At 58.0% G+C, this 25151-nt stretch carries 22 protein-coding genes; 10 read left to right on the forward strand and 12 right to left on the reverse strand.

The window, feature by feature from the left end:
• The first annotated feature begins 81 nt into the window (after positions 1 to 81).
• Positions 82 to 435: a hypothetical protein gene (locus AGR13A_RS16035; protein ID WP_080837468.1), complete on the forward strand. Its 354-nt coding sequence runs from the start codon at positions 82 to 84 to the stop codon at positions 433 to 435.
• Positions 436 to 490: 55 nt separating this feature from the next.
• Here the strand turns inward: AGR13A_RS16035 and AGR13A_RS16040 are convergent, their stop codons facing one another.
• Positions 491 to 1261, reverse strand: coding sequence for a helix-turn-helix transcriptional regulator (locus tag AGR13A_RS16040; RefSeq protein ID WP_080840234.1), 771 nt, complete (start codon positions 1259 to 1261; stop codon positions 491 to 493).
• A 906-nt stretch (positions 1262 to 2167) separates the two neighbouring features.
• Here AGR13A_RS16040 and AGR13A_RS16045 point away from each other — a divergent pair.
• The 5 genes from AGR13A_RS16045 (at position 2168) to AGR13A_RS16065 (ending at position 9541) form a co-directional block, all read left to right on the forward strand.
• Positions 2168 to 3133, forward strand: a complete 966-nt coding sequence (locus AGR13A_RS16045) for a fibrinogen-binding protein (RefSeq protein ID WP_080837471.1) — start codon at positions 2168 to 2170, stop codon at positions 3131 to 3133.
• Between the two features lie 149 nt (positions 3134 to 3282).
• Entirely contained in the window at positions 3283 to 5304 is a 2022-nt protein-coding gene (locus AGR13A_RS16050) for a hypothetical protein (RefSeq protein ID WP_080837474.1), read from the forward strand.
• Between the two features lie 88 nt (positions 5305 to 5392).
• Entirely contained in the window at positions 5393 to 7594 is a 2202-nt protein-coding gene (locus AGR13A_RS16055; protein ID WP_080837477.1) for a type I secretion system permease/ATPase, read from the forward strand.
• An 8-nt stretch (positions 7595 to 7602) separates the two neighbouring features.
• A complete protein-coding gene (locus AGR13A_RS16060; RefSeq protein WP_035220932.1) occupies positions 7603 to 8961 on the forward strand; it encodes an HlyD family type I secretion periplasmic adaptor subunit in 1359 nt (452 codons plus the stop codon).
• Between the two features lie 85 nt (positions 8962 to 9046).
• A complete protein-coding gene (locus tag AGR13A_RS16065; RefSeq protein ID WP_035220934.1) occupies positions 9047 to 9541 on the forward strand; it encodes a hypothetical protein in 495 nt (164 codons plus the stop codon).
• Between the two features lie 65 nt (positions 9542 to 9606).
• Here the strand turns inward: AGR13A_RS16065 and AGR13A_RS16070 are convergent, their stop codons facing one another.
• The 4 genes from AGR13A_RS16070 to AGR13A_RS16090 all read right to left on the reverse strand — a co-directional run bounded on the left by AGR13A_RS16070 (position 9607) and on the right by AGR13A_RS16090 (position 14226).
• Positions 9607 to 10917: an O-antigen ligase family protein gene (locus tag AGR13A_RS16070; protein WP_080837481.1), complete on the reverse strand. Its 1311-nt coding sequence runs from the start codon at positions 10915 to 10917 to the stop codon at positions 9607 to 9609.
• 7 nt (positions 10918 to 10924) lie between these two features.
• Positions 10925 to 12184, reverse strand: coding sequence for a polysaccharide biosynthesis/export family protein (locus tag AGR13A_RS16075; protein WP_080837484.1), 1260 nt, complete (start codon positions 12182 to 12184; stop codon positions 10925 to 10927).
• Positions 12185 to 12377: 193 nt separating this feature from the next.
• Positions 12378 to 13058, reverse strand: coding sequence for a sugar transferase (locus AGR13A_RS16085; protein ID WP_003500662.1), 681 nt, complete (start codon positions 13056 to 13058; stop codon positions 12378 to 12380).
• A gap of 619 nt (positions 13059 to 13677) precedes the next feature.
• Positions 13678 to 14226, reverse strand: coding sequence for a cupin domain-containing protein (locus tag AGR13A_RS16090; protein WP_035220941.1), 549 nt, complete (start codon positions 14224 to 14226; stop codon positions 13678 to 13680).
• 146 nt (positions 14227 to 14372) lie between these two features.
• Between AGR13A_RS16090 and AGR13A_RS16095 the strand changes: the two genes are divergently transcribed.
• Positions 14373 to 15707: an aspartate aminotransferase family protein gene (locus AGR13A_RS16095; RefSeq protein ID WP_080837487.1), complete on the forward strand. Its 1335-nt coding sequence runs from the start codon at positions 14373 to 14375 to the stop codon at positions 15705 to 15707.
• 143 nt (positions 15708 to 15850) lie between these two features.
• On the forward strand, positions 15851 to 17671 hold the full coding sequence (locus AGR13A_RS16100; RefSeq protein ID WP_080837490.1) for a methyl-accepting chemotaxis protein: 1821 nt from the start codon (positions 15851 to 15853) through the stop codon (positions 17669 to 17671).
• Positions 17672 to 17870: 199 nt separating this feature from the next.
• Here the strand turns inward: AGR13A_RS16100 and AGR13A_RS16105 are convergent, their stop codons facing one another.
• From AGR13A_RS16105 to AGR13A_RS24970, 4 genes are all read right to left on the reverse strand, one after another.
• A complete protein-coding gene (locus AGR13A_RS16105; protein ID WP_080837493.1) occupies positions 17871 to 18656 on the reverse strand; it encodes a L,D-transpeptidase in 786 nt (261 codons plus the stop codon).
• Positions 18657 to 18675: 19 nt separating this feature from the next.
• Complete coding sequence (locus tag AGR13A_RS16110) at positions 18676 to 19731, reverse strand: L,D-transpeptidase family protein (RefSeq protein WP_167377567.1); 1056 nt, start codon at positions 19729 to 19731, stop codon at positions 18676 to 18678.
• A gap of 156 nt (positions 19732 to 19887) precedes the next feature.
• On the reverse strand, positions 19888 to 20673 hold the full coding sequence (locus tag AGR13A_RS16115) for an SDR family oxidoreductase (RefSeq protein ID WP_080837497.1): 786 nt from the start codon (positions 20671 to 20673) through the stop codon (positions 19888 to 19890).
• Positions 20670 to 21053, reverse strand: a complete 384-nt coding sequence (locus AGR13A_RS24970) for a hypothetical protein (RefSeq protein ID WP_167377568.1) — start codon at positions 21051 to 21053, stop codon at positions 20670 to 20672. Before AGR13A_RS24970 ends, AGR13A_RS16115 begins: the two co-directional genes overlap by 4 nt.
• Before the next feature lie 98 nt (positions 21054 to 21151).
• Here AGR13A_RS24970 and AGR13A_RS16125 point away from each other — a divergent pair, with 98 nt between their 5' ends.
• Positions 21152 to 21724 carry a DNA-3-methyladenine glycosylase gene (locus AGR13A_RS16125; protein ID WP_080840236.1) on the forward strand — a complete coding sequence of 191 codons (573 nt, stop codon included), beginning with the start codon at positions 21152 to 21154 and terminating at the stop codon, positions 21722 to 21724.
• Between the two features lie 94 nt (positions 21725 to 21818).
• On the opposite strand, the gene AGR13A_RS16130 is transcribed toward AGR13A_RS16125, so the two are convergent.
• From AGR13A_RS16130 to AGR13A_RS16140, 3 genes are all read right to left on the reverse strand, one after another.
• A complete protein-coding gene (locus AGR13A_RS16130) occupies positions 21819 to 21977 on the reverse strand; it encodes a hypothetical protein (protein WP_080837499.1) in 159 nt (52 codons plus the stop codon).
• Between the two features lie 230 nt (positions 21978 to 22207).
• Positions 22208 to 22405, reverse strand: coding sequence for a hypothetical protein (locus tag AGR13A_RS16135; RefSeq protein WP_020011889.1), 198 nt, complete (start codon positions 22403 to 22405; stop codon positions 22208 to 22210).
• A gap of 174 nt (positions 22406 to 22579) precedes the next feature.
• Positions 22580 to 23593 (reverse strand): substrate-binding domain-containing protein, encoded by a 1014-nt coding sequence (locus AGR13A_RS16140; RefSeq protein WP_035220956.1) that lies wholly within the window; start codon positions 23591 to 23593, stop codon positions 22580 to 22582.
• A 266-nt stretch (positions 23594 to 23859) separates the two neighbouring features.
• On the opposite strand from AGR13A_RS16140, the gene AGR13A_RS16150 reads away from it, so the two are divergent.
• Positions 23860 to 25125, forward strand: coding sequence for an ABC transporter substrate-binding protein (locus AGR13A_RS16150; RefSeq protein WP_080837503.1), 1266 nt, complete (start codon positions 23860 to 23862; stop codon positions 25123 to 25125).
• The last annotated feature ends 26 nt before the right edge of the window (positions 25126 to 25151 follow it).

Consider the following 25151-nt stretch of genomic DNA (forward strand, 5'->3'; position numbering starts at 1 on the left):
CTGGTTTTGTAAGGCTCGGTCCACCGGGACAAAACCGCCCGGCGAGATGCGACAGACAGTCGATTTCAGGGGACATACACTATGAATGAAATGCCTTATTCCCATAGCGGCAAAGCAGCTCGCCGCTGTCACTTCGCACTTGTTGCCACAGCACTTGCGGCCTTCACTTTCGCCACTGCTTCCTGCTCCGTGGTCGAAGACGCCGTTCTTATCAAGACCGCATCTGCGAATACGGCCACGATGAAGACGCGCGTTGCTCCGGCCAAGTCTTCCTACGGTTACGACAAGGCAGGCAATGCGGCTGTTACGCTTGTTGCCGACGCATCGTCGTCCGAGACGCCCTCGATATCGCGGCCGTCCTACTCCGGTTCTTCCCCCTATATCTGCTCACCGAGCGGATTTGGTCAGAAGTCCCGCTGCTTCCTGAGGCCCTGAGCCTCGGCAGAAAACCTGATAATACTGGCGCCTTGCGACCTTCGCCGCCCGGCGTTCAGTTTCTCCAGCCGGAAAAGGCCTCGTCTTCGTCTTTATTAAAGAAGCGTGAGGCGGCTTCCGTGCGGTTACGCACATGCATCTTCTTGTAGATGTTACGGACGTGTACCTTCACTGTGTTTTCCGACAGGTGAAGCCGGTCCGCGATGATCTTGTTCTGCGTTCCCTTGCAGAGAAGGTCGAGAATTTGCACTTCCCGCGTGGTCAGCGCCGACATTTCGCTCCGGCTGACAGCGAGGGCGTCAGCACGATTGGCGATTACGGCATTGTTTTGAACGTTTTTGCCGTTGACGGCCTGGGAATAGGGCGTGAGCTTGCCAAGAAGAGCGGCAGGAAAATGCTCTCCGCCTTTCATGAGCAGGTCGACGGCCGCCATAAAGACGTCAAGCCGGAGGTTAAGCGGCAATACGCCATCTATAATGCGCGTCCCCACCAGTTGCTTCAGCGACTCCTCGCACTTGTCGATGGTTTCGACGACCAGCGCGATAGCAGCATCGGGGTGTTTTTCGCGAATGGTTGAAAGAACGCCGTGAAGCCGCTCCGACGATAGGCGGTATGGCAATACCAGCCGGACATTGGCGCCGTAATCATCGTCGATCGTCGCCGACGAAGCGACACTGACCACTGCGAATGTGGGGAACTTTTTGCCCAACGCCTCCACGAGGCACTCGGAAAACAGGTCCGGATCCGCTATGATCAATAAAGTTCCATTTATAGGAGCAACGGCACCACTTTGTTTAGCCGCATAATCTGAAGTTCCCATGAACATTGACGCCTCCCTAAAGCGCTTACGCATTACATTCTTTTGGTTGTGTCGTCTGTGTCTGCCGAGGTCCCCCTGAAAACATAAGGGGCAATTCCCGCCTCAAGCCATGTCAACTATCATTAATTACCCGTTAATTAAGGAGGCTAATACGAAAAGCTGTGTAAATAAATGGCCCAAACGGGTTATTTTTTACAATTGACGTACAAAATAGGTTACGCAATGACAGAATCACTGATCCCGGAAATGTTGGAAAAACAAACACATCGGAAAAGCTTTCGCTGCGGTTTTGTAATCCGGGAAAATATAACTTTTAGTTGAAATCCCTTTACATACCTCCCCGCCAGGCGTGCCCGGAGGATGTGCCGTTTCGGGATGCAAGACTTTTCTCACCGAAATAAACCATGTTTTTCGAAAAAGCCGCTGGCGATCGCCAAAGCCGCTTTATTCCCGGCGAAAGCGGCGAAACGACCGCTGCGCAACACCCTCCGACATATATATTCGGGGTGAAAGCGCCAATATGTTTAACCCGAATTGATATCTAGGAACGGCAATTTTTCTGCTGCACAGTCTGACCGTCGCTGAAACGGCGACCGATGGAAAGACAATCCCGGCCTTTGACGTGTGTTTGCAGATGCCGGTTCCTTTTCAAGAAACATAAGACCGAAAAGACGAAAGCCACCGCGCTCCCCATTGGGGCGAGGATAGGATTTGTGCGCCTTTTTACCGAGTAGCGCACAAGGGCTGAACGAAAAGAGCCCGGTCACGGGCCGATGCCAAACCGCAGGTGATGCGTAACGAGTACATCTGCAAACATCAATCTTTGTACAACGCGGAGCAAGCGCGAAAAAATCCCATTTAAGATGAGAGGGATTTCGAAAGCTGCTCCGAGCTTTTTCGGAGGAAATAGAAATGGGTTATGATCCAAAGTCATCCGGCAGCGACGACGACATCACCAAGATCGGCGCGCTTTCCGATGGTTTCGCCAACACCTCGACCAATGACGCCAAGGTGGAAGACAGCAACGTCGGCACCGCAAACGGTGAAAACCGCAATAACGACAACAGCGACAACAGCACCAATGTGGATGTTGACGCCAAGATCGATGTTGACGCCAATAACGGTGACAATCGCGACAACGACTATGACTGGAGCTATGACAGCAAGTCCTATAGCGACAACGACACGACCACCAAGACAAGCACCGAAACCAACACTGATATCAAGGTCGACTACGACTGGAGCTATGAAAGCAAGTCGTACAGCGACAACGATACCAATGTGAAGACGATCACGGATACGGACACCAAAACGTCCAACTATTCCGACAACGACACCTCCACCAAGACCACAACGACCTCCGACAGCTTCAACTCCGCAGACAGTTTCTACAAGTCGGATGACGACTTCGGCAACATCACGGGCGTCAAGGATGTCGGCAATCTCGGCATCGCCGGCGGAGACCTCACCTTCAACCTGGGTGATGACTTCTCCTTCACACTCGATGTCGACAATATCCTCAACAACTCGCTCGGCGGAGACGGCAACGACACCGGCTTCAGCATGGTGCAGGCCAACCACCTGGCGGACCAGGATCAGGCCTACGACATCAAGATGCAGAATGGCGGTGCGGAAAACCACCTGAGCGCCAATGCCGGTGACGCCTATGGCGCCGAAGGCATCGACGGCAAGGGATGGGACCTCAAGGCCGGCGACGATGCCGCAGGGACCAGCACGGCAGATGCATCGGCAATCCTTGCAAATTCCGGCTTCCATCTGGAACTGGTGCAGGGCGCCAACATGCTCTCCAATGCCGTTGACGTCACGATCACAGGCGGTAACTCGCATGTATCCGATGTCGGTGAGGATCACTCCTGATACCCACCTCTTGACGAAAAGAGCTGCACCGGCATCCGCCGGTGCAGTTCGCGGTTGAAGGACCGGTTTGCGTGAAAACGAAGCACCGCCTTTGAGACGTGTGCCGTCCGCACCCCTGGCCCTGCCGCGATGATCGGGGAGGACCTCCAATGCATATCGACAAGATTTCCGACATGATTGCGCATTTCATCGGCCTTTTCGATACGGTGATCGAGGATGCGCGTCTGAGAGCCAACTATAGCGAGGGCCCGGCGCATTCCGATGCGGATCGCCTGCCGGATGATGAGGCAGCAAAGCTGCTCGACAAGAACTACGACGTTGCCCTCGACGACTACGACCCCGGTGTCAAATATCGTGCCGGCTATTATGATTTCGATTACATACGGCCGCATTTCGCCCGCGCTGTCGAATACGACATGCAGCAGCTTGCAAATGTCGTCCCGGCCGATATTTCCGGCGCTAATTTCCGCTTTCCCGGCCGCCTCTCCTTCGAGGAAGAACGCGAACTGATGGTCCATACCGGACCCGGCTCGGTGATAGGCCATGTTACACAGGTCAATATTCTTCAGGACGACGACTATCTGAACATGACGGACGGCCCGAATGTGGCGCGCGACACGACCTTCGTGACGGAGCGCACCGTCGAGTTCTACAATGAAGCGTCGGTCTTCACGCCTTTCTCCACCTTCCAGCGCACCGACAACTACGATGCGTTGCAGGCGCTTGCCAAATCCGCTCATGACTACATCGAACATGCCCGTGACAATGATGTCACGTCGCTCGGTACCGGCGCGGACCAGAATTTCGTTCTGGCCGGCAACGATATCAACGGACTTTACATCAATGGCTCCATAGCCAGCGAAAAGCCAGCGCTTGATGACTTCATGCCGGATCGCGGCATTGCCAAACCGCAGGAAGAGCCGGAAAAGAGCGATGTTTCGCTGCATGAGGACAGCCCCGCAGGCAATAGCCTCGATATTGCCGCTGGCGCCAATGTCGTGGCCAACATCGCCACGCTGGTTAATACCGGCGTCATGACCTCCGTTACTGCCGTCATGGGTGACTATCACCAGATCGACGCCATTACCCAAGCCTATATCTATAGCGATCGGGACGATATTTCTTCCGTCTTCACCCATTCCGAAGATCAGGCCGCAACGGCCGCATACAACATCGCCAGCTTCGAGCGCAGCATCTATCCCGGCGCGGAAAATGCCGCAGCGGACAGCCACGAGACGGGTGAAACGCCGATATTCCCCACCGCCTGGCGCGTCAGCGTGTTGGAGGGGGATGTTTCCTTCGTACACTGGATCGAGCAATACCAATTCATCAGCGACAATGACACGATGACGATTACCACCTCGGGTGCGACCGTCAGCCTGCTGACGGGTGGCAACGCCGCACTCAACATCGCCAATTTCCTCGGCATCGGCATGCAGTACGATCTGATCATCGTCGGCGGCAATGTCCTCGACATGAATCTCATCAGCCAGATTGCCGTGCTTTACGACAATGACTGGGCCCGCGCCAATCCTGACGCGCCTGGTGGCGCCACCATTCAATCCGGCAACAACCTTCTCTGGAACGACGCCAGCATTCACAATGTCGGCAGCAATGACCGTTTCGAGACCATGCCTGATTACATGAACCAGACGGTGAACGCGATCAATGAGCGCGACCCGAACATGCCGGATGCACTTGCCCACGACGTCAATTTTGCCGGCTATCAGGGACTGAACGTCCTTTATATTACCGGCAACCTTTATGACGTCAGCATCATCAAACAGGTGAGCGTGCTGGGCGATTCCGACGACGTGACGCAGGCCGCCGCCAAGGTTCTCGAAAACAATGAGAACGCCACCGTCAATATCGATACCGGCAGCAACGCCGTCGTCAACATTGCACAGATCGTCGATTACGACAGCTTCGGTTCGACCACCTATGTCGCCGGCGGCGTTTATTCAGACGCCATTCTGATACAGGGCGGCATCATCGAAGATGATACGTCGCAGCCGGCGCAGCACGGCCAGCTGGCAAATGAGGTCATCGCCTTTCTTCACGACGACCCCGCCACCATCGAAAACGAATCCGACGGCGTCATCAATGCCGGCCACGACCTGTCATGGTCAAACGCCCATTCGGCCGACGTCATGCAAGCGGTCACTGCATAGGTTTGGCAAGCGGGGCGGGAAAACCGCACAACAATACGCCCCGCCCGAACCGCAAACACCGCAAGATCACCGAGGGGACCGATAAAAAATGGATCATATTTCAAGAAAAACCATTGCCGACGGGCGCTCGCTGGATTTGCCTCTGGATCAGGATGCGGAAGACAGCAAGCTAACCGACGCCTGCATTTCGGCCATCAACGAAGCCGTTGAGAACCTTCGCCAATTATCCGGCGCAGAACAGGCGAAAAACCCATCGACCTCCCAGAACACAGCGCCCACGCACCCCCCTTCACAACCGCTGGCCCAAATGGAGCAACCGGCGCAATTGCGCGACGTTCCACCGGAGAGACCAGCGCCGCAACAGCCCCCACAGCCAACCTCCCCTATTGAACCCCAGGCCAAGGTCGACAATAGCGACCTGCCTTTCGTCAAGACGATCGACAATAATGACGGTCCGATCCGCGAAAACGAGCGCCGGCCCGTGACGGGCGGTGGCGGCAACGGCAAGGAGCCGACGGACAATGGCGGCGGCGGTGGTGGCGGAGGCGGAAGCCAGAGCGGCTTCCACAAGCGCAGCGAGCCAATCAACTTCGCGGCAAGTCTTGCCAAGGGTATCGCCGCGGTTCGCCGCAACATGGTGGTGGTGATGCTGTTTACCGTTGCCATCAACATCCTGCTGCTTGCGATCCCGCTTTATCTTTTCCAGATCTCGGACCGGGTGCTGACCAGCCGCTCGATGGATACGCTGGTGATGCTGACGGTAGCCGTCCTCGGCGCGGTTCTGCTGCAGGCCTTCATGGACGCGATCCGCCGCTTCATCCTGATGCGCACCGCCGTCGAACTTGAGGTACAGCTTGGGGCGCCGATCCTGTCCGCCGCCGCCCGCGCCTCCCTGCATGGCAGCGGCAAGGACTACCAGATCCTGCAGGATCTGCAGCAACTGCGCTCCTTCCTGACATCGGGAACCTTGATCGCCTTCCTCGATGCGCCGCTCATGCCGCTCTTCATCGTGGTGGTCTATCTTGTGCATCCACATCTCGGCATCATCATCATGGTCTGCTGCGCGGTCCTGTTCATCATCGCCTGGCTGAACCAGCGTTTCACCGCCAGACAATTTGCAGAAGCTTCCGGTTATCTGAGCCGCGCCAATTTCCATCTCGATTCCATGTCGCGCAATTCACAGATCATCAATGCGCTGGCGATGATCCCCGAAGCGGTGAAGATGTGGGGCCGTGAAACGGCGGGATCGCTGAAGTCGCATGTGGCGGCACAGGATCGCAACATCATGTTCTCCGGCGTCTCCAAGGCCGCCCGCATGATCACCCAGGTAGCGCTTCTGGGCTGGGGTGCCCATCTGTCGCTCTCCGGCGAGTTGACCGGCGGCATGGTGATTGCAGCCTCGATCATTTCCGGCCGTGCGCTGGCGCCCATCGAAGGCGCGATCGAAGGCTGGCACCAGTTCAACAAATCCGCCGCTTCCTACGGCCGCATCAAGCAGCTTCTGATCAGTTCGCCGCTGAACTTTCCTCGTCTGCGCCTGCCCAACCCGGAAGGACGCCTCGATGTGGAACGCATCCTCTTCGTGCCGCCGCCGCAGAAGAAGGTGATCCTGAACGGCATTTCCTTTTCGCTGAAAAAGGGGGAATCGCTCGCCATCATCGGTAATTCCGGCTCCGGCAAGACAACGCTTGGCAAGATGCTGGTCGGCTCCATCCTGCCCACGTCAGGCAATGTCCGCCTCGACCTCATGGACCTGCGCAACTGGGACCAGCGGCAATTCGGTGAAAGCATCGGTTATCTGCCGCAGGACGTGCAGCTTTTCCCCGGCACCATCAAGGCCAATATCTGCCGCATGCGCGACGATATCGAGGACCGGCAGATTTATGAGGCAGCGGTGCTGGCAGATGTGCACGAGCTGATCGCGGGCTTTCCACAGGGTTATGAAACCGTGGTCGCCGCCGATGGCGCACCGCTTTCCGGTGGCCAGAAACAGCGCATCGCACTTGCCCGCGCCTTCTTCGGCGATCCCAAATTCGTGGTGCTGGACGAACCCAACTCAAATCTCGACACACAGGGCGAACAGGCGCTGGCCAAGGCGCTGCTGCACGCCAAGAAACAGGGCATCACCACCGTCACCATCACCCAGCGGCCGGCGCTTTTGCAATGCGTCGACAAGATCATGGTGCTGAAAGACGGATCGGTCGCCATGTTCGGCGAAAGAATGGATGTGCTGAAAGCACTGTCCGGCAATGGCCGCCCGAGCAGCCAGTCCCCGCAGATCGAGGGTTGAGGATCGTCATGTTCAAGAAGAAAAATGCCATTGTCGAAGTCAAACCCCAGGGCCAGCTCGAATGGTACAGTGAAGTACCGCGCTCCATTCGTCTGCACAGCTCCATCGGTCTTGCCGTGCTGCTTGCCTCTTTCGGCGGCTTCGGATTCTGGGCCGGCACCGCACCGCTCTCCTCGGCCATTATCGCCCAGGGCAGCTTCGTCGCCACCGGCAACAATAAGGTCGTCCAGCATCTGGAAGGCGGCATCATCAAGGAAATGATGGTCAGCGAGGGCGATACCGTCAAGGAAGGCGACGTTCTTCTGACGCTCGACAAGACAACGGCACTTGCCAATGAGCGCATGTTGCAGCTGCGGCGGCTTCGCCTCGAAACCATTGTGGTGCGCCTGCGCGCCGAGGCACAGGGCGAAAAGAACTTCAAAGTGCCTGACATCGTCATGAAGGAAGCCGGTGATCCCGATATCAACGCGATCATCCAGAGCCAAAACATCGTATTCCACAGCAAGCTCATCAAGCTTGAGGAACAGCTGAACCTGATCGACAAGAACATCCGGTCGCTGGAGTTCCGCTATGCGGGTTATGACGGTCAAAAACAGTCTTTCGACCGGCAGTTGGCGCTTCTGACACAGGAACGCGATTCCAAGGAAAAGCTGGCCAAGGACGGCGTTATCCGCAAAACGGACATGCTAGCGCTGGAGCGTGCCATCGCCGACGCCATGGGTGACATCGCCCGCCTGAGCGGCGAGATGAACCAGAGCGAAGCGGAAATCGCCAAGTTCAAGCAGGAAGCGGTCATCGCCGTCAATGCCAACAAGCAGGCCGCGCTCGATGCGCTTGAAACCGCGGAATCAGATCTCGACAGTGTGCGCGAACAGGTTCGCGGTGCCGCCGAAGTGCTGGAACGCACCGTCATCCGCTCACCCGTCAATGGCACCGTCGTGCGGTCCTATTACCATACGCCGGGTGGCGTCATCACCACCGGCAAGCCGATCATGGAAATCCTGCCCGCCCATGTGCCGCTGATCCTCGAAGCGCAGGTTCTTAGAACCTCCATCGACCAGCTGCACGAAGGCCAGACCGCCGCGATCCGCCTGTCGGCATTGAACCGTCGCACCACACCGGTCCTCAATGGCAAGGTCTTTTATGTTTCCGCCGACAGCATTGAGGAAAATGCCGGCCTGCAGGTCAAGGACGTCTATATCGTGCGCGTGCAGGTTCCCGACGAGGAGATCGCCAAGGTCCATAATTTCCACCCCGTTCCCGGCATGCCGGCCGATGTTCTGATCCAGACTTCGGAACGCACCTTCTTCGAATATCTGACCAAGCCCATATCGGACAGCATGTCACGCGCCTTCAAGGAAAGATGAAGAAATATCAGTAACCTACACTGTCTTTTCCGCAGCGATCAGCATATAATATCCGAATATATTTCGTCGGGGCGGGAGAAGCGACATGGCGGCGATGTCGGATGTATTGCTGCTGGTCGGCAGGCTGAATTACGTGTGGACCAACACTGAAAGCCTGATGATCTATCTGATCGTTCATCTCCTGAAAGTGGAGAAGGAAGCGGCTATCGTGGTGTTTCTGACGCTCAACACCACGCGGGCGCGTATGGACCTCATCGAGCGCCTCGCAAAACTGCCGTCCACGGAGGCGAAGGACCGCAAGACCATTCTCTCCATCATGGCGCGGCTGAAAAAAGAAGCGAAAACGCGCAACAAATACAATCATTGCATCTATTCCTTCGACGACAAGGGCGAAATCGCCAGCACCCAGCTGATGCGGCTGGTGGAAGACGACAGCAAGGTTCGCTACGGCAAGGTCGAACGTATGGACGAGAAGGAAATAGAGCACCTCGAAAAGTCGATCGCGGATATTGTCGAGGTCAGCAAGGATATTTGGAGCTTCATCCACGCCAGCCCGCACGTTTCGGCGGATTATCTTTAGAAGTATCTCTCCTGCGTCATCCTAGCCTTGATCGACGCGCATCCGCGCGGCGAAGACGAGTTCTTTCAGCGAAAGGACTTGGGCTGGCTGGTTTCCGTCTCAAGGCCGGAATGGCGGTGAGAAAATCCGCCACGAACGCTGGTCAGATGCACGCTGCCCCGCGCCGCTTTTGCCGGCAGGCACAGTTTTCCGGCCGCGAAATAGAGCAGGAACGAACCGATCTGATATGGGAAGATGATGTCGATCTCCACGAAGGAGCGAACGACGAAGAGCGCGCAGATGGCAAAGAGGATAACGCCTTGCGGGTCGCTCTTTCGCATCAGCACCGAGCGCAGATGGCCGAGCAGCGTTCCGTAAAGCACCATGCCGAGCAGGATCATGCCGACGAAGCCATTCTCCACCACCGTCTCGATATAGGTGTTGTGGAAGTGGAAACCGCTGCGGCCAGTGATGAAGAAGTCGTTCCACAGGCGTTCGGCATCGGCAAAACCCGCCACCCAGAACCCCTGATATCCGACACCGAGGATCGGGGTCTGTTTTGCGGCCTCAATGCCCTGCTGCCAGAGATAAGTACGGCCGGTCAGCGTCGAATCCTTGCCGAAAATGCCGAGAATGGCATCGAGCAGGCCGAATTGCAGGGAGGCAACAACCAGCAATGCGCCAAGACCGCCAAGCGTGAAAAAGGTCATCTTGCGGTTGGCGGGCGAAAGCATGCCGATCGGAATGAAACCGATGATGAGGGCGACCACGGCGGCCGTGGTAATGGTTGATGTGGCCGATTGCGATGCGAGGAGGCTATAGGCCGATAAAAGCCCGGTGACACCGGCAATTGGCAGCCAGATACCCCTTTGCTTGAGGACCAGCACTGAGGAGGCGGCAAAAATGACTCCAAGCGAGGCGTAAAAGCCAAGCTGGTTCTTCGACGAAAAAGCACCGACAAAACTATAGGTTCCATCAAGCGCATCGAAGAGATAGATGCCGAACAGCAATGAATAAAGCAGCACGACCGTGATGCCGATCAGCGCGCCACGCGTCAGCGTGCGGATGGAAATCACGCGCATGGCAATCAGCGCGCAGACAATATGCGTCATGTACTGGATGGAGGCACGCATGGTCACTGACGCAGCCTCCGACCAGAAGCTGGACAGCACGGTCAGGATACCGAAAGCGAAAATCCACAGATAACGCGGATAATTGCCCAGCACCTGCCGGTAGTTGACCACCACCAGCGGCAGCCACATGCCATAATAGGCCAGTACCGAAATCTGCCCGAAACGCGACGAATAGGCGAACACGAAGAATGACAGCGCGATCGCCGCCATTCCATAGGCTTCATTGCGTTCGGGATCGATCAGCGCCGATTTGGCAATCCGCATGCAAACCTCACTGCATCAGGATTTCGGATGAAACCTTGATGACGTCACCGGGCTGAAGCATCGCATTTTCATCGACCTTCACTTCCTTCGGCTTGCCGTTTTCCTCACGCACCACGACGTAGCTGATGGTCGCGGATTTTCCTGACGGGTCGAAACGGATCGCCTCGGCAGATTGCGCCAGCGCCTCAGACATCAATTCGCGGCTGGTGGTCAGCTGCAGATTGAGCTTGTCGAGTTCCGCTTCGGTATCCTGCAACTCCTTGGAGCGCTGCGCCACCCAGTCGTTACGCAGGTTGATCTCGTCCTGGGTCGCCTTGTTGATGTCCTGCTTGGCACGCAGCGACTGCGTGTCGATATCGAGCAGGGTGGATTCCACTTCCGCCGCCCGCTCTTCCGCGGAGATACGCCGCTGCGAGAGCGCTAGCCCCTGCTCGTTCAGCCGGTTGACGCGGTCGCGGTCCTCATTGGCAAGCTGGAGCTGGCGGTTCTGTGTTTCCGATTTCTTGTTCAGGGATTCGACTTCGCTCTGCAAAAGGGCATGCAGATCCGTCAACGCCTTGAGCTGCAGCGTGTAACGCTCCGTCCGAGACTTCATCAGCGCGCTTTCGCTGGCGAGAAGCGTATCGATCTCGGCAATCTTTTCCATTTCCGGCGTCTTGGCGATGGCCGCATCACCCTTTACTTCAGCGACGAGGCGCGCCTGACGGGCGAGCAGTCTTGCCCGCTGATTGTCATAAACAGCGGCATCGCCGCGCGCATTGATGAAGTCGCGGGCAAAACGCTGCCCGGCATCGGAGCGCCTTAGGCCGCCGGCAAGGCTGACCGCCTTCAGCACCGTCAGATTGGCGGCGTATGGATATTCGCCAGGCGTCTGCACATCGCCGCTCAGAAAGATCGGCCGGAACTGGGCGATTTCGACGGAAGCCGAAGGCAGATTACGAAGGGCAAATTTGCTCTGAAGCTGTGCGCCGATCGCCTCGCTGACTTCCGACGGCGTTTTCCCCGCCACCTCCAGCTGGCCGATGAAAGGCAAGGACAGCGCGCCGGACGGGCCGACGGAATAATCGCCGTTGATGACATCCCAGTTGCGGATGCTGCCATCGGCCGGCTGCCATTCGGCAACACGGATGCGCAGCTTATCGGCGGTGCCGAGCTTGTATTGGGCGCCATCGGCGGCCAAGGCGGAGAGCGGTGCGGCGAAGGCAACGGATGCAGCAAGCACGAAGACGGCGAGCGGGTGACGGGTGGCGGCGAAAAGGCCGTTCATCGGGAAACTCCCTGTTTGCGGACCGCCGCGCGGGCGATCAGGCGATAGAGCAACCGGACAGTGCCGGTTGCGCAGCGCCGCAAAAAGCGGCCAGTATGATTAGCACCAATGACGCACCCGAAGACCGGACTTGGGATCCCGGTCAGGGTGCGTGTCGAAACGAAGATCGATAAAGCCGAACTCAATATTGGTTTTAGTAGCTGCCGCGCGACAGGCACACAGCGGGGATGGTCTTGACGATGATGAAGACATCCTGCCGCATCGACCAGTTCTGCACATATTGCGTGTCGAAGGCCACACGGGTCTTGTAGGAGACGTCATTGCGGCCGCTGATCTGCCACAGGCCAGTCAGGCCCGGACGGGTGCTGAGGTAATAAGCGGCAGCGCTTTCATAGTAGCTCAGCTCTTCGTCGACGACCGGGCGCGGTCCAACCACGCTCATTTCGCCGCGAATGATGTTGAGCAGCTGCGGCAGTTCATCGAGGGAGAGCTTGCGCAGCACGGCGCCGACGGCCGTAACACGCGGATCGTTCTTGAGCTTGCGGGTCGCGCGCCATTCCTCGGCGGCTTCCGGATTGGCGGCAAGATATTGCCGCAGCATCTCGTCGCCATTCATCGCCATCGTCCTGAATTTCAGGCAATGGAAATAACGGCCATTATGGCCCACACGCCGGTGGCCGTAGAAGATGGGGCCAGGATCGGAGAATTTCACCAGCGCGGCGATCAACAGGAAAAGCGGGCTGAAGATGAGCAGCGCAAGTGCAGCCGATGTCATATCGAAGCTACGTTTTGCGATGCCCCCGATAGGAAAACTGACATCGAAGTCTTCGGAACTGCTGAGTGTCTGTTCAGCCGATTGGGTCGCGGACTTCATAGAGAGAACTCCATTTATGTTTTGCGATTGGTCGGTGCCCGGAGGCGTGTCTTTCCGTCTAAAAGAGATAACAAGTCTGTGTTCTGAATTTGATGCTAATGGATTTTTTGTAAGGCACATTGCCTATGACCGTCTATGCGATTTCTTGCGAGAGCGGCCGATCAACGTCCGGGCAATATTATCGGTTGCATAAAAAAGAAACAAATGTGCAGGGGGCCATGTTCCCAGAGCATGGGTGTCCGTCCGGCATGTATAGCGTTTTCGGCTCCGGATAGTCTTTTCTTATATGTTTCTTATGACTTGATGAGATGACACAGGAACGCCAAGAACAGCTATGCGTGTAACAGACTATTAAATTTTTTTGCGGCGCAACAGGATTGCGGCAATGCATATAAAATTTGACATATTAGCCGGGATTTTTTTAACCACCACTCACAGTTTGCCAAGAAAAAGCGATGGAAAAATTGCAAGAGCGGCGTAAAAGCGGCAAAACAATGGCGAGAATTCGTATCAAAGCCCCGACACATGGTCGAAAATATTCCTCCCCGGCAGAGATTCTGTAGCCCCCACGATGGCCTAGGTGTCTGCCACATGTCGCATCGGGCAAAAGACGGCAGAATCAGAAAGTGGGCGGCGTGCAGGCGCTGATGACCTCACAGGGTACGGGACCGATACAACGGAAGCGATGCGGCCTGCGGCTTTCGAAATAATAGGCGTCGCCCGGTCCAAGCACCCGCCTCTCCTCGTCGACCGTCACCTCCAGACGCCCCGAAAGTATGATCCCACCTTCCTCACCGTCATGCACCAGCGGAACCTTGCCGGTATCGGCGCCCGGCTGGTAACATTCCTTCAGTATCTGCAGGCTGCGGCCGAAGACATTGTCGCCGACCTGCCGGAAGGATATCGGGCCCTTGCCGATTTCGACCAGTTCGTCCGCCCGGTAAAAAGCCTTGCGGCTTGTCTCGGGCTCGAAGGCGAAGAATTCGGCAAGGCCGATCGGTATGCCGTCGAGAATACGCTTCAGCGCGCCGACAGATGGATTGGAGGTATTGGATTCGATCAGCGAAATCGTCGAATTGGTGACGCCGGCACGTCTCGCCAGTTCGCGCTGGGAAATATTGTGACGCAGCCGCAAATGCCGCAAACGCCCGCCTATATCCACCGACATGCGTGAGCCCCCGTTGCCCTTGTTCGAAATATCGAAAACTCTCGCTCTCACCTATAGCATTTTCAATAGCTTCGCCACTGAGAGAAAAGGGCTTGTTCAGTCAGAAAAATAGCTTTCAATCATCGGCAACGAACAGGAGAACCACCATGGATAACCCCAGCCGATCCAATTCCACCTCGCTCGACAGCTACTGGATGCCATTTACCGCCAACCGGCAGTTCAAGGCCAATCCCCGCCTGCTGACGAGCGCCGAGGGCATGTATTACACCAGCAACGATGGTCGTCAGGTTCTCGACGGCACGGCTGGCCTTTGGTGCGTCAATGCCGGCCACGGTCGCCATCAGATCGCATCTGCCGTCAAACATCAGCTTTCGACCATGGATTATGCGCCCTCCTTCCAGATGGGCCACCCCGTCGCCTTCGAATTTGCCGAACGGCTGGCGGAAATCGCTCCCGGCCCGGAAGGCGCGAAGCTTGACCGCGTCTTCTATACCGGCTCCGGCTCGGAATCGGTCGATACGGCGCTGAAAATCGCCATCGCCTATCAACGCGCCATCGGCCAGGGCACCCGCAGCCGCCTCATCGGCCGTGAACGTGGCTATCACGGCGTCGGTTTCGGCGGCATCTCCGTCGGCGGCCTCGTGAATAACCGCCGCGTTTTCCCGCAAATCCCTGCGGATCATCTGCGTCATACCCACGATCTTTCGAAGAACAGCTTCGTCAAGGGCCAACCCGAGCACGGCGCAGAGCTTGCCGACGATCTGGAACGGCTGGTCGCGCTGCATGGCGCTGAAACCATCGCCGCCTGCATCGTCGAGCCTGTCGCCGGCTCCACCGGCGTGCTGGTGCCGCCGAAGGGTTATCTGGAGCGTCTTCGTGCCATCTGCGACAAGCACGGCATTCTGCTGATCTTCGATGAGGTCATCACCGGTTTCGGGCGCATGGGCTCATCCTTCGCCAGCAACTATTTCGGCGTTACGCCTGATATCGTCACCACTGCCAAGGGCCTCACCAACGGCGCGATCCCCATGGGCGCGGTCTTCACCAGCCGCAAGGTGCATGACGCGCTGATGCACGGGCCGGAAAACCAGATCGAGCTGTTCCACGGTTATACCTATTCCGGCCATCCCGTCGCCTGCGCCGCCGGCATCGCCACACTCGACATCTATCGCGATGAGGGTCTCTTTACCCGTGCCGCCGAATTGCAGGATGTCTGGCACGATGCGATCCATTCCCTGAAGGGCCTGCCGAATGTCATCGACATCCGCACAATCGGCTTCATTGCCGGCATCGAGCTGCAGTCGCGTGACGGTGCCATCGGCGCCCGCGCCTACGAGGTTTTCACGGATTGCTTCGAGCGTGGCCTGCTGATCCGCGTCACCGGTGACATCATCGCCCTTTCGCCACCGCTGATCGCCGAGAAATCGCATTTCGACGACATCATCTCGATCCTCGGCGACGCTCTGAAAAGGGCGAAATAAAATTATACATTACTAATAAAGAAAAGGCTGCAATACAAATTGCAGCCTTTTTGAATTTTATCAAAAACATAGCAAAATAGATCATTTCTTAAGCATGTTCTATTATTTTCCCGCAGTATAACCAACGGAGCGGGAACGGCCCCATGGCGTCGATTCAGAAAAAGATAATATTAGCAAGCATCGCAATATTCTCCCTCACCGGAAGCGCCGTTGGCATCGGCATATGGGCGACGGAGACCCTCAACCGTAACAGCGCGGAAGTATCGCGCTCGGCAGAAATACTTCACAATCATATGCTTGCCGACATGATGCACGATGCGTTGCGCTCGGATGTGCTGGCAGCCGTTCTTTCTACCAATGATATGATGGGCTTGTCCTTTGATGCGGTTAAGGCCGACCTTGCCGAACACGAAGCTACATTCCTTGAAGCCATAAAGAAAAACGAGGCCCTGTCTGAAGGGACGGACGCCAAAGCCGTTATCGACAGCGTGGAAAAGCCACTTCATTCCTATCTGGAAATCGCCAAGAAGGTGGTCGGCCTTGTCAACACCGATCCGGGCGCGGCGATAAAAATGATCCCGGATTTCATGCAGCAGTTCAGCGCCCTTGAGGCAGCGATGGAAAAGGCGGGCGAGCAGATCGACGCGCTTTCCGCGGCCACTGTCGCGGAGAGCCAGGAGACCAAGGCGGTAATCGACCTCCTGTTGAAAGGGTTGCTGGTTCTGGCAACGCTCTTCTGTGTCAGCCTCTTCATCTTCACCCGCAAAACGGTAACGGGTCCCATCCTGCAACTGTCGAAGACGATGGAAACCCTTGCGAGTGGCGATACGTCACAGGCAGCCTCCGGCATTGACCGAAAGGACGAGATCGGCTCCATGTCAGGCGCGGTCGAAATATTCCGGCAGGCGGCGATTGCCAATCGGGCATTGGAACAGGAAGCGGCGGATGCGCGCGAAAAGGCTGAACTCAACCAGCAGGCAGCACGACGCCAGGCGGAAGAGCATGCCTCGGAGCGGCTGCGCATCGCCACATCCGGTCTTGCCGCCGGATTAAAGCGGCTTGCATCGGGGGATCTCGCCTTCCAGCTGGATGTCGCCTTCGCGCCGGAATTCGAGGGCCTGCGCCATGATTTCAACAGGTCAGTCAAGCAGCTCGGCGAAACGCTTCTCGCTATATCCGACGGTGTCGCCACAATTGACGGCAGCACCCGCGAGATCGCGGCGGGGGCGGACGATCTTTCTCGCCGCACCGAACATCAGGCAGCTTCCCTCGAAGAGACGGCCGCCGCCCTTGAAGAAATCACCGTCAATGTCTCGAATGCCAACAAGCGCGCCGCCGAAGCACGCCTTGCGGCGACCGATGCCAACGAAAGCGCCCTGAAATCGGCGGAAGTCGTCGGCCATGCCGAAGAGGCGATGCGCCGCATCGAAACCTCGTCGCGGCAGATCACCGGCATTATCGGCGTCATCGACGAAATCGCCTTCCAGACCAATCTCCTGGCGCTGAATGCAGGCGTGGAAGCCGCCCGCGCCGGCGAGGCCGGCAAAGGCTTCGCCGTTGTGGCGCAGGAAGTGCGTGATCTTGCCCAGCGCTCGGCAAAGGCCGCAAGCGAGATAAGGGGCCATATCCGGCAATCATCGGCGGAAGTGGAAAGCGGCGTGAAGCTGGTTCTCGACACCGGCATGACGCTGAAAGATATCGGCGAGCGGATCGCCGGCATTGACCGCCATATGAACGCCATCGCCACATCGGCAGCCGAACAATCGACCGGCCTTGCCGAAGTCAACGCGGCGGTGAACTCGATGGACCAGGCAACCCAGCAAAATGCGGCCATGGTGGAACAATCCACCGCCGCCTCCGCAATGCTCGCCGCGGAAACGGCAAAGCTGCGCGCGCTGGTATCGCGTTTCCGTCTTGCGATGGAAATTGACGAAAGCCGGGGAGAGACGCGCCGCGTCGCGTGAGTGCATGGTAAAGGGTTTGAGGCCGTCTCTTCCGTGCCGGCCTCGAGCAGACGTCCAGCCATTGCGTGTCTGCGCTGTGAGAAGAGTGTTCGCGATCAAGATTTGGTCGCATCGGACCCCGGATCCAATCCGGGGTGAGAAAATGCAAATAGCGCAGCTTTTCCAGCCGCCGTCTCAGGCGGCTGGAAATCTTTCCATATCAATAGGTCTGCATCGGCTGCGACAGGCCGTCACCGACAACGCCGCCGCCATATTGCGCCACGGGCACGCCCGCCTGCCCGATCGGCACGCCCTGCTGTGCCGGCCCGAGCGCGGTCACCACGATAGGCGTGCCATCCGGCACACGGTTGTAGAGATCGATAATATCCTGGTTCAGCAGGCGCACACAGCCGGAGGAGACGGATTTGCCGATCGTCCACCATTCGGGCGAGCCGTGCAGACGATAGATCGTATCCTTGCCGTCCTTGAAGATATAGAGCGCACGGGCGCCGAGCGGGTTCTTGAGGCCCGGCTCCATGCCGCCGTTGCGGCTGCTATAGGGCTCCAGTTCCGGCTGGCGGGCAACCATCTCATCAGGCGGCGTCCAGCGCGGCCACTGCCGCTTGTACTGGATCACGCCACGGCCGGACCATTCGAAGCCCGCGCGGCCGAGACCGACACCGTAGCGCATGGCCTGATTGTTCTCATAGGTGAGATACAGGAAATGATTGGCGGTATCGACCACGATGATGCCGGGGCGCTCACCGGTCGGATTTTCCACCATTTGCCGCAGGAACTGGCGCGGAATCCGCTTGTAGGGAATTTCCGGCAGCGGAAACTGCTCGTCCGGCTTGGGGCCGTACATCAGGGCATACATCGGGTCGTCGGCCGGAGCGGCTGGCCGTGTCGCCTCGCGCGCCGTGGTGTTACAGCCCGCAAGGCCGGCAAGCGCCAGTCCACCTGCTCCAAGCAGGAAACCCCGCCGGGTCGTTGTCGTATCGTTCAATTGAAAAACCTCATTTACGTCATCTCACACTGGCAAAGGGATCTGCCAGCGCCGCCTCGGGGCGGCTGATAGGGTACTTCGTGCCGGAAACCTGCGATGCCATGGCCTTGGCGCCACTGGATTTCAGGATGGCACGGAAGCTCGGATGCATGCCGCCGTCTACATACGCGCTGAGGGGAGCAGTGGTTCCCTCACTCATGGCGGCGGCAAATTTTTGTTGCTCTTCAGCCAGTTTCGAAGCCACCAGCGGATCCTGTTGATTGATGGCGGGTGGGCACGCGGCCAGCGGATCGGCGGGCTCGCCCTCGGCAAATTCACTGTTGAAGACATATCGCCGGCCGCAGACGGACACCTTGGGCTGCCGGCGCGTCACCTCGAAATAGTCGTAGCCTTCCTTCAGCGTCTTCCAGAACGGCATGTTGGGGTCGTCCCGATGCGCCACCATGTTGCGGGCGCTCATGCGGAAGGGATAGGCCTGCACCTGAAAACGGTCCTGCCCGCCCTGCAGAGCGCGCGCCACGACGGCGTAAATCTCACCAACCTGCTGATCGGTCATGGCATAGCAGCCCGAAGAGGAACAGGCGCCGTGCACCATCAGCGCTTCACCGGTGTAACCGAGCGCCGATTCCAGACGGTTGGGATAACCGAGGTTGAAGGAGACGAAATATTGCGAATTCGGGTTCAGCATGCCCGCCGAGACATGATAAAAACCTTCGGGCGCCTGCCTGTCGCCGGTTTTCATCTTGGGCCCGAGCTTCCCGGACCAGCGGCACATGGGATAAGTCTTCAGCAGCGCATAATTTCCGGTCTTATCGATCTTCCAGACCTCGAGTTCGCTTTCCTGCTTGAAGATGCGAACGAGGACCGGGCTTTCCGGGCGCATGCTCTTGGCGGACATCTGTGCCATCATCTTGGACGACAGCTTCGGCGGGTCCTTCTTGACACTGTCGAGACCCATGGAAGTGCATGCGGCAAGGCTGCCGCCGATCGCAACGATCGCAGCCACCCTCATCCCCGCCTTTAATCTGTACCGCAACTCCGCAACCGCGAAATCCAGCAGTGCCTTCATACCCATGGATCGTTCTGCCCGCCTGATTTGCCCGCCTTTCCGGCAGACGCTTAACTAGCGAAGGTGGCCACAACGCGGCAACCTCGCACATGGACAAAGTCTCGTGAACAGACGTTACCCATTCGTTAATCATATGCACACAAGCCTGTGATGGAACTGTCGTTACCGAAGCAGCCCCTGCCCGCCATCAATCCATACCGGCGTGCCGGTGATGTGGCGCGACTGGTCGGACGCCAGAAAACCGATCAGCGCGGCCACATCCTCGCTCGACCCAGCCACCCCGCCCGTAACCGGAATGTCGCCCGCCGGAAAGCGAACCGGTACCTCGGTTTTGTCGCGCCCGCGTATGTCGGTATTTTCGTCAATTGCCGTTTCGATCTCGCCCGGACACACCGCATTGACACGGATACGATGACGCCCGAGCTCCAGCGCCAGTTGCTGGGCCATGGCAAGTTGTCCCGCTTTCGTGACGGAATAGGCGGTGGCGCCCGGCGAGGTGAACGTGCGGGTGCCATTGATGGAAGAGACGATGACGATGGAGCCGCCACCTGCCGCCTTCAGATGCGGGACACTGGCATGGACGGTAAGATAGGTGCCGCGCAGGTTGATGCGGATCGTATCGTCCCATTCGGAAGGTAGTAGCTCGTCGATAGGAGCCCATACACCGTTGACGCCGGCATTGGCCACCACGACATCCAGACGGCCGAAAGCTCTCACAAGCGCTGCGACTGCGTGTCGCATGGCCGCCTCATCCGCCACATCGGCGATGAGGACCTTCGAAGTGCCGGAAACGGCGGCAATCTCGTTTTCCACCGCCTGCAATTCGGATTCCGTGCGGCCAAGAAGGCCGACGGAAAAGCCCTCCGCAGCCAGATGAAGGGCAGCGGCCCGGCCGATGCCGGAGCCAGCGCCGGTGACGAGTGCGACTTTACCATCCGCCAATGTCACAGCCCTCCTTTTCTCGACGCGATTGACGTGACCGTCGCCGAGACCGGATCGCTCGCCGGAAAGCTGTCTTCGAGCCCCTCTTCCAGCTCCTCCTCCAGAATGTCGCGATCCTTCGATGTGCGGGCACTCGCCTGACCATGTGGTGCTTCATCCTGCGCCGTGCCGAGAGCGGAGAATTGCGAGGATGCATCCGCCCCCTGACGCGTTCCGAATGCCGTCAGCTGAACCATCACCGCGCTCGCGCGCTTGATGGCCTCGTCATCGCCGATCCCCTCCAGACCATCGGCAAGGCGAACCGAGACCTGATCGCCGTCACTGCCGACGAATTCCACGGAGATCACCTCGTTATTGCGTTTTACATAGGTCGTGGAAAGTTGCATGACATGCCCTCCGGTTTGAAAAGCATCGGCGTAACATCCGACACGACAACACACTGAAACCTGAATTCACAACGATGGCAGAGCAGAAGGGGTTCCAGATGGATCAGGCCTTTGGCCCGGAAATGCAGGAGAAATTCTTCCTGCGTAATGCGCTGGACGTAGCCCGCGACCTTATCGGCGCCGAGTTTCGCATCGGCAATGCCGGCGGCGTCATCGTGGAAACCGAGGCCTACCATCCGGACGATCCGGCATCCCACAGCTTCAACGGGCAGACCCCGCGCAACAGGGCGATGTTCGGTCCGGCCGGTCGTCTTTATGTCTACCGGTCTTACGGCATCCACTGGTGCGCCAACTTTGTCTGCGCGCCGGGTTCCGCCGTGCTTCTGCGCGCCATTGAACCCAGGATCGGCATAGAGATGATGAAACTGCGGCGGGGAACTGACAAGCTGAAACTTCTATGTTCCGGCCCCGGCAGGCTGTGTCAGGCGCTCGCCATTACCGGAGACATGGACGGCAGGCCGCTAGATGCCCCGCCGTTTTTTCTCCACCTGCCAAAAGAAGCAGCCTCAGTCACAAGCGGCAAACGCATCGGTATCAGCCGCGCGCAGGATTACCCCTGGCGTTTCGGACTTGAAGGCTCCGCCTTTGTCAGCAAGAAATTTGAGAGTTAAGAGGACCACCGGACGTCGAAGCCAGCGCTTGACCGATCATTCACAAGCGACCCTGTCTTGCCGATGAAACCCGACCAAGATTTCCAGCCACTCATTACAAGACCTTCGGCGGACCATCGTTTTCGTCGGGATTGGGTGTCGGCGCCTCATCCGGCAACCGGTCGGGTTCCGGTTCGTCGACAGGTGGTATATCGGGCTGAGGCGGCACCGGCATCGGCGGCTCATAACGGGGATCGGCTGGAACGGCGGACATTGCGGCCTCCTGATATCAACGCTCTTTGTCCCAACTAAATCAGGACTGCGTTATCATCTCGTGGGACAGCGCGTGCGCTGTCGCCATTCAGACGGCGCAACACCCAATTCGCCCATCGGTCAAATGCCGGTCAAGTCCCTTGAGTTCAGTTGCGCCGCCCTGTGGGTCGTGCAAGGAAAACGCGGGGAACGCCGGTCCGTTCCGTTTTTTGGAAAGCTTTTTGCGACAGCTCAGGCAAAACCGAGCGCGCTGCGGGAAATATCGCGGTTTTCGCAATAGTCGCGGGAATGGGCCTCATGGCCATGTTCGCGGGCCGTTGAACGGGTGAGCTCCGGGCTCGGAACGTTGAGCAGCGCATCGGCATAGGTGCCGGTCGCTTCCACATCATCGATCACAGTCTGCTGTTGCGGTTTCAGAAATTCAAACATCCGTCATCCTCCTTCGGCACGTCCCCTCAACGCACCGGCCCGGGTCATGTTCCATATGCCCGTAACAGTTTCGATTATACATGAGACGGCGCCGCCGTATAGATGACGAAAGGCGAACGGCATTCAATTGACGTTCACAAAATGGAATGGAATCAGTGATCTATGACCGAAAGCTCAGGCTGGGCCGACCGATTCCCGCAGGATCAGCTCGACAGGCCACAATTCCTGCACCTCACGGACGGGACGGCCGCCGACGATCTGCAAAAGCAGGTCCGTCACCCGCATGCCCGCCATGCGCATCGGCGACCGTGTGGTGGAAAGCGGCGGCATCATGCTTTGCGGCGTGAGATAGGGAAAAACGTCATCGTGGGCGATGACGGAGACATCCTTGCCAATCGTCAGACCCAGTTGAGTTGCAGCCCGATAAACGCCCTGCGCCGTCATCATCGCGCCAGCGACAAAGGCGGTCGGGCGCGGCGTCTGCTCCAGTAGCGAGCGGGCAAAACGGAAAGCGGCCTCCTCGCTGAAATGCTCGCTCATCATGAAGCGTGGATCCGGCGTGAGACCGTGGGTCGCCAGCGCCTCGCGAAAACCCTGTTCGCGATCCTGAACGAAGGTGCGGCCTGTCGGGCCATTGATCAGCGCGATGCGACGATGGCCCCGCTCCAGAAAATGGATCGTCGGACGATAGGTCACATCATGGTTGTCGATATCGAGCCAGGCATGTTCGAACGGCGTTTTGGAGCGGCCATGCACGATGAATGGCACGCCGAGCCTGTTGAGCAAGGCAATACGCTCATCTTCCGGCCGCGGCGAATGCACGATGATGCCATCCACCCGTCCGCTTGACGCAAGCCGGCTGAAAATCGCCAGCTCCTCGTCAATATTATTATCGACGGTCACGCTGACGAGAATGTCGGTCTCTTCCCCTTCCAGCCGGGTCGCCATGCCACCCATGAACTCCGAGAAGAAATGCCCACCACCCGAACGGCCCATGACGACGCCTATGGCGCCGGCCCTGCCGGTCGCCAGCCGTACCGCATTGGCATTCGGCCGGTAGCCATATTTCAGCGCAGCCTCCATCACCCGCTGCCGCGTCTCCTCGCGCACCTCGGGATAGCCGCCAAGCGCGCGGCTGACGGTGGTGGGTGACAGCCCGACCTTTTCTGCGAATTCCTTGAGCTTCATGTTTTTTGCCAATTTGCCACTGCATGCGTTGCCGCCGCGGATTTTTCAAGCCGACAAAATTGAAAACGATTTCAATTTCTCTCCCCAGAAAGCCTACATCCCATTATTCCGAAAGGCAAACCTCGAAAAATTGCGTGTCAAAACACCTGAATTCCCCACCATTAGAAAGAGTATTGACAGAGCGTCTGGCTTTTGCGAGCCTCGCATCAGTCAAAAGCGCTTTCAATTTTGAGGACGATCGGAAGCGTCAACGGAGGAGTTTGACTATGAATATTTCCATGAAAACTTTGTTCCTGTGCGGAAGCGTGCTTTCCGCGGCAGTTTCCGCGCAAGCCGCCGAGCTTTCCATCGCCGCCAATTCCACCGGCAAGAACGTCGCGTTCTTCCGCGAAAGGATCGCCGCTTTCGAGAAAGAGACCGGCCACAAGGTCAATCTTGTCACCATGCCGTCATCATCCAGCGAACAGTTCAGCCAGTACCGGCTGTGGCTTGCCGCCGGCAACAAGGATGTAGACGTTTACCAGACGGACGTGATCTGGGCGCCGCAGCTGGCCGAGCAATTCGTGGATCTGACCGAGGCGACGAAGGACGTTATCGGCGATCATTTCCCCTCCATCGTCGCGTCGCAGACGGTTGACGGCAAGCTCGTCGCCATGCCGATGTTCACCGACGCACCGGCGCTTTTCTATCGCAAGGACCTGCTCGATAAATACGGCAAGCAGCCGCCGAAGACCTGGAAGGAACTGAGCAAGACCGCCAAGGAAATTCAGGACAAGGAACGCGAAGGCGGACAGAAGGACCTCTGGGGCTTCGTTTTCCAGGGCAGCGCCTATGAGGGCCTGACCTGCAACGCGCTGGAATGGATAGCTTCCGCCGGCGGCGGCCATATCGTCGAGACCAATGGCGATATCTCGATCAACAACGAGAAAGCCGCAGCCGCGATTGAAGCGGCCAAGGGCTGGGTCGGCACCATCGCACCGCAGGGTGTGCTGGCCTATAAGGAAGAGGAAGCGCGCGGCGTCTGGCAGACCGGCAACTCCGTCTTCATGCGTAACTGGCCCTATGCCTATGCGCTTGGAAATGGTGCCGACAGTGCCATCAAGGGCAAGTTCGGCGTTACGCCGCTTCCGGCCGGCGCTGAAGGCGAGGCCCCAGCCTCGACACTTGGCGGCTGGAACCTCGCCGTTTCGAAATATTCGGACGACAAGGAAGCCGCCATCCAGCTCGTGAAATTCCTGGCGTCGAAAGACACTCAGAAAATGCGTGCGATCCAGCTTTCCAACATGCCGACGATCGCATCCCTTTATGATGACAAGGATGTTGCTGACGCGCAGCCCTTCATGCCGACATGGAAGCCGATCTTCCAGACCGCCGTTCCGCGTCCGTCCGCCTCCGCCAAGGTGAAATATAATGAGGTTTCAGCCAAGTTCTGGGGTGCCGTGCACAACACGCTCTCCGGCAACGGCACGGCGGCTGAAAATCTCGAACTTCTCGAGGTTGAACTGACCGATCTCAAAGGCAACGGCTGGTAATCCGGCCCGCGCGGGCGGCGGTCTTG

The organism is Agrobacterium genomosp. 13 str. CFBP 6927 (genome assembly GCA_900012615.1).
GTDB lineage: Bacteria > Pseudomonadota > Alphaproteobacteria > Rhizobiales > Rhizobiaceae > Agrobacterium.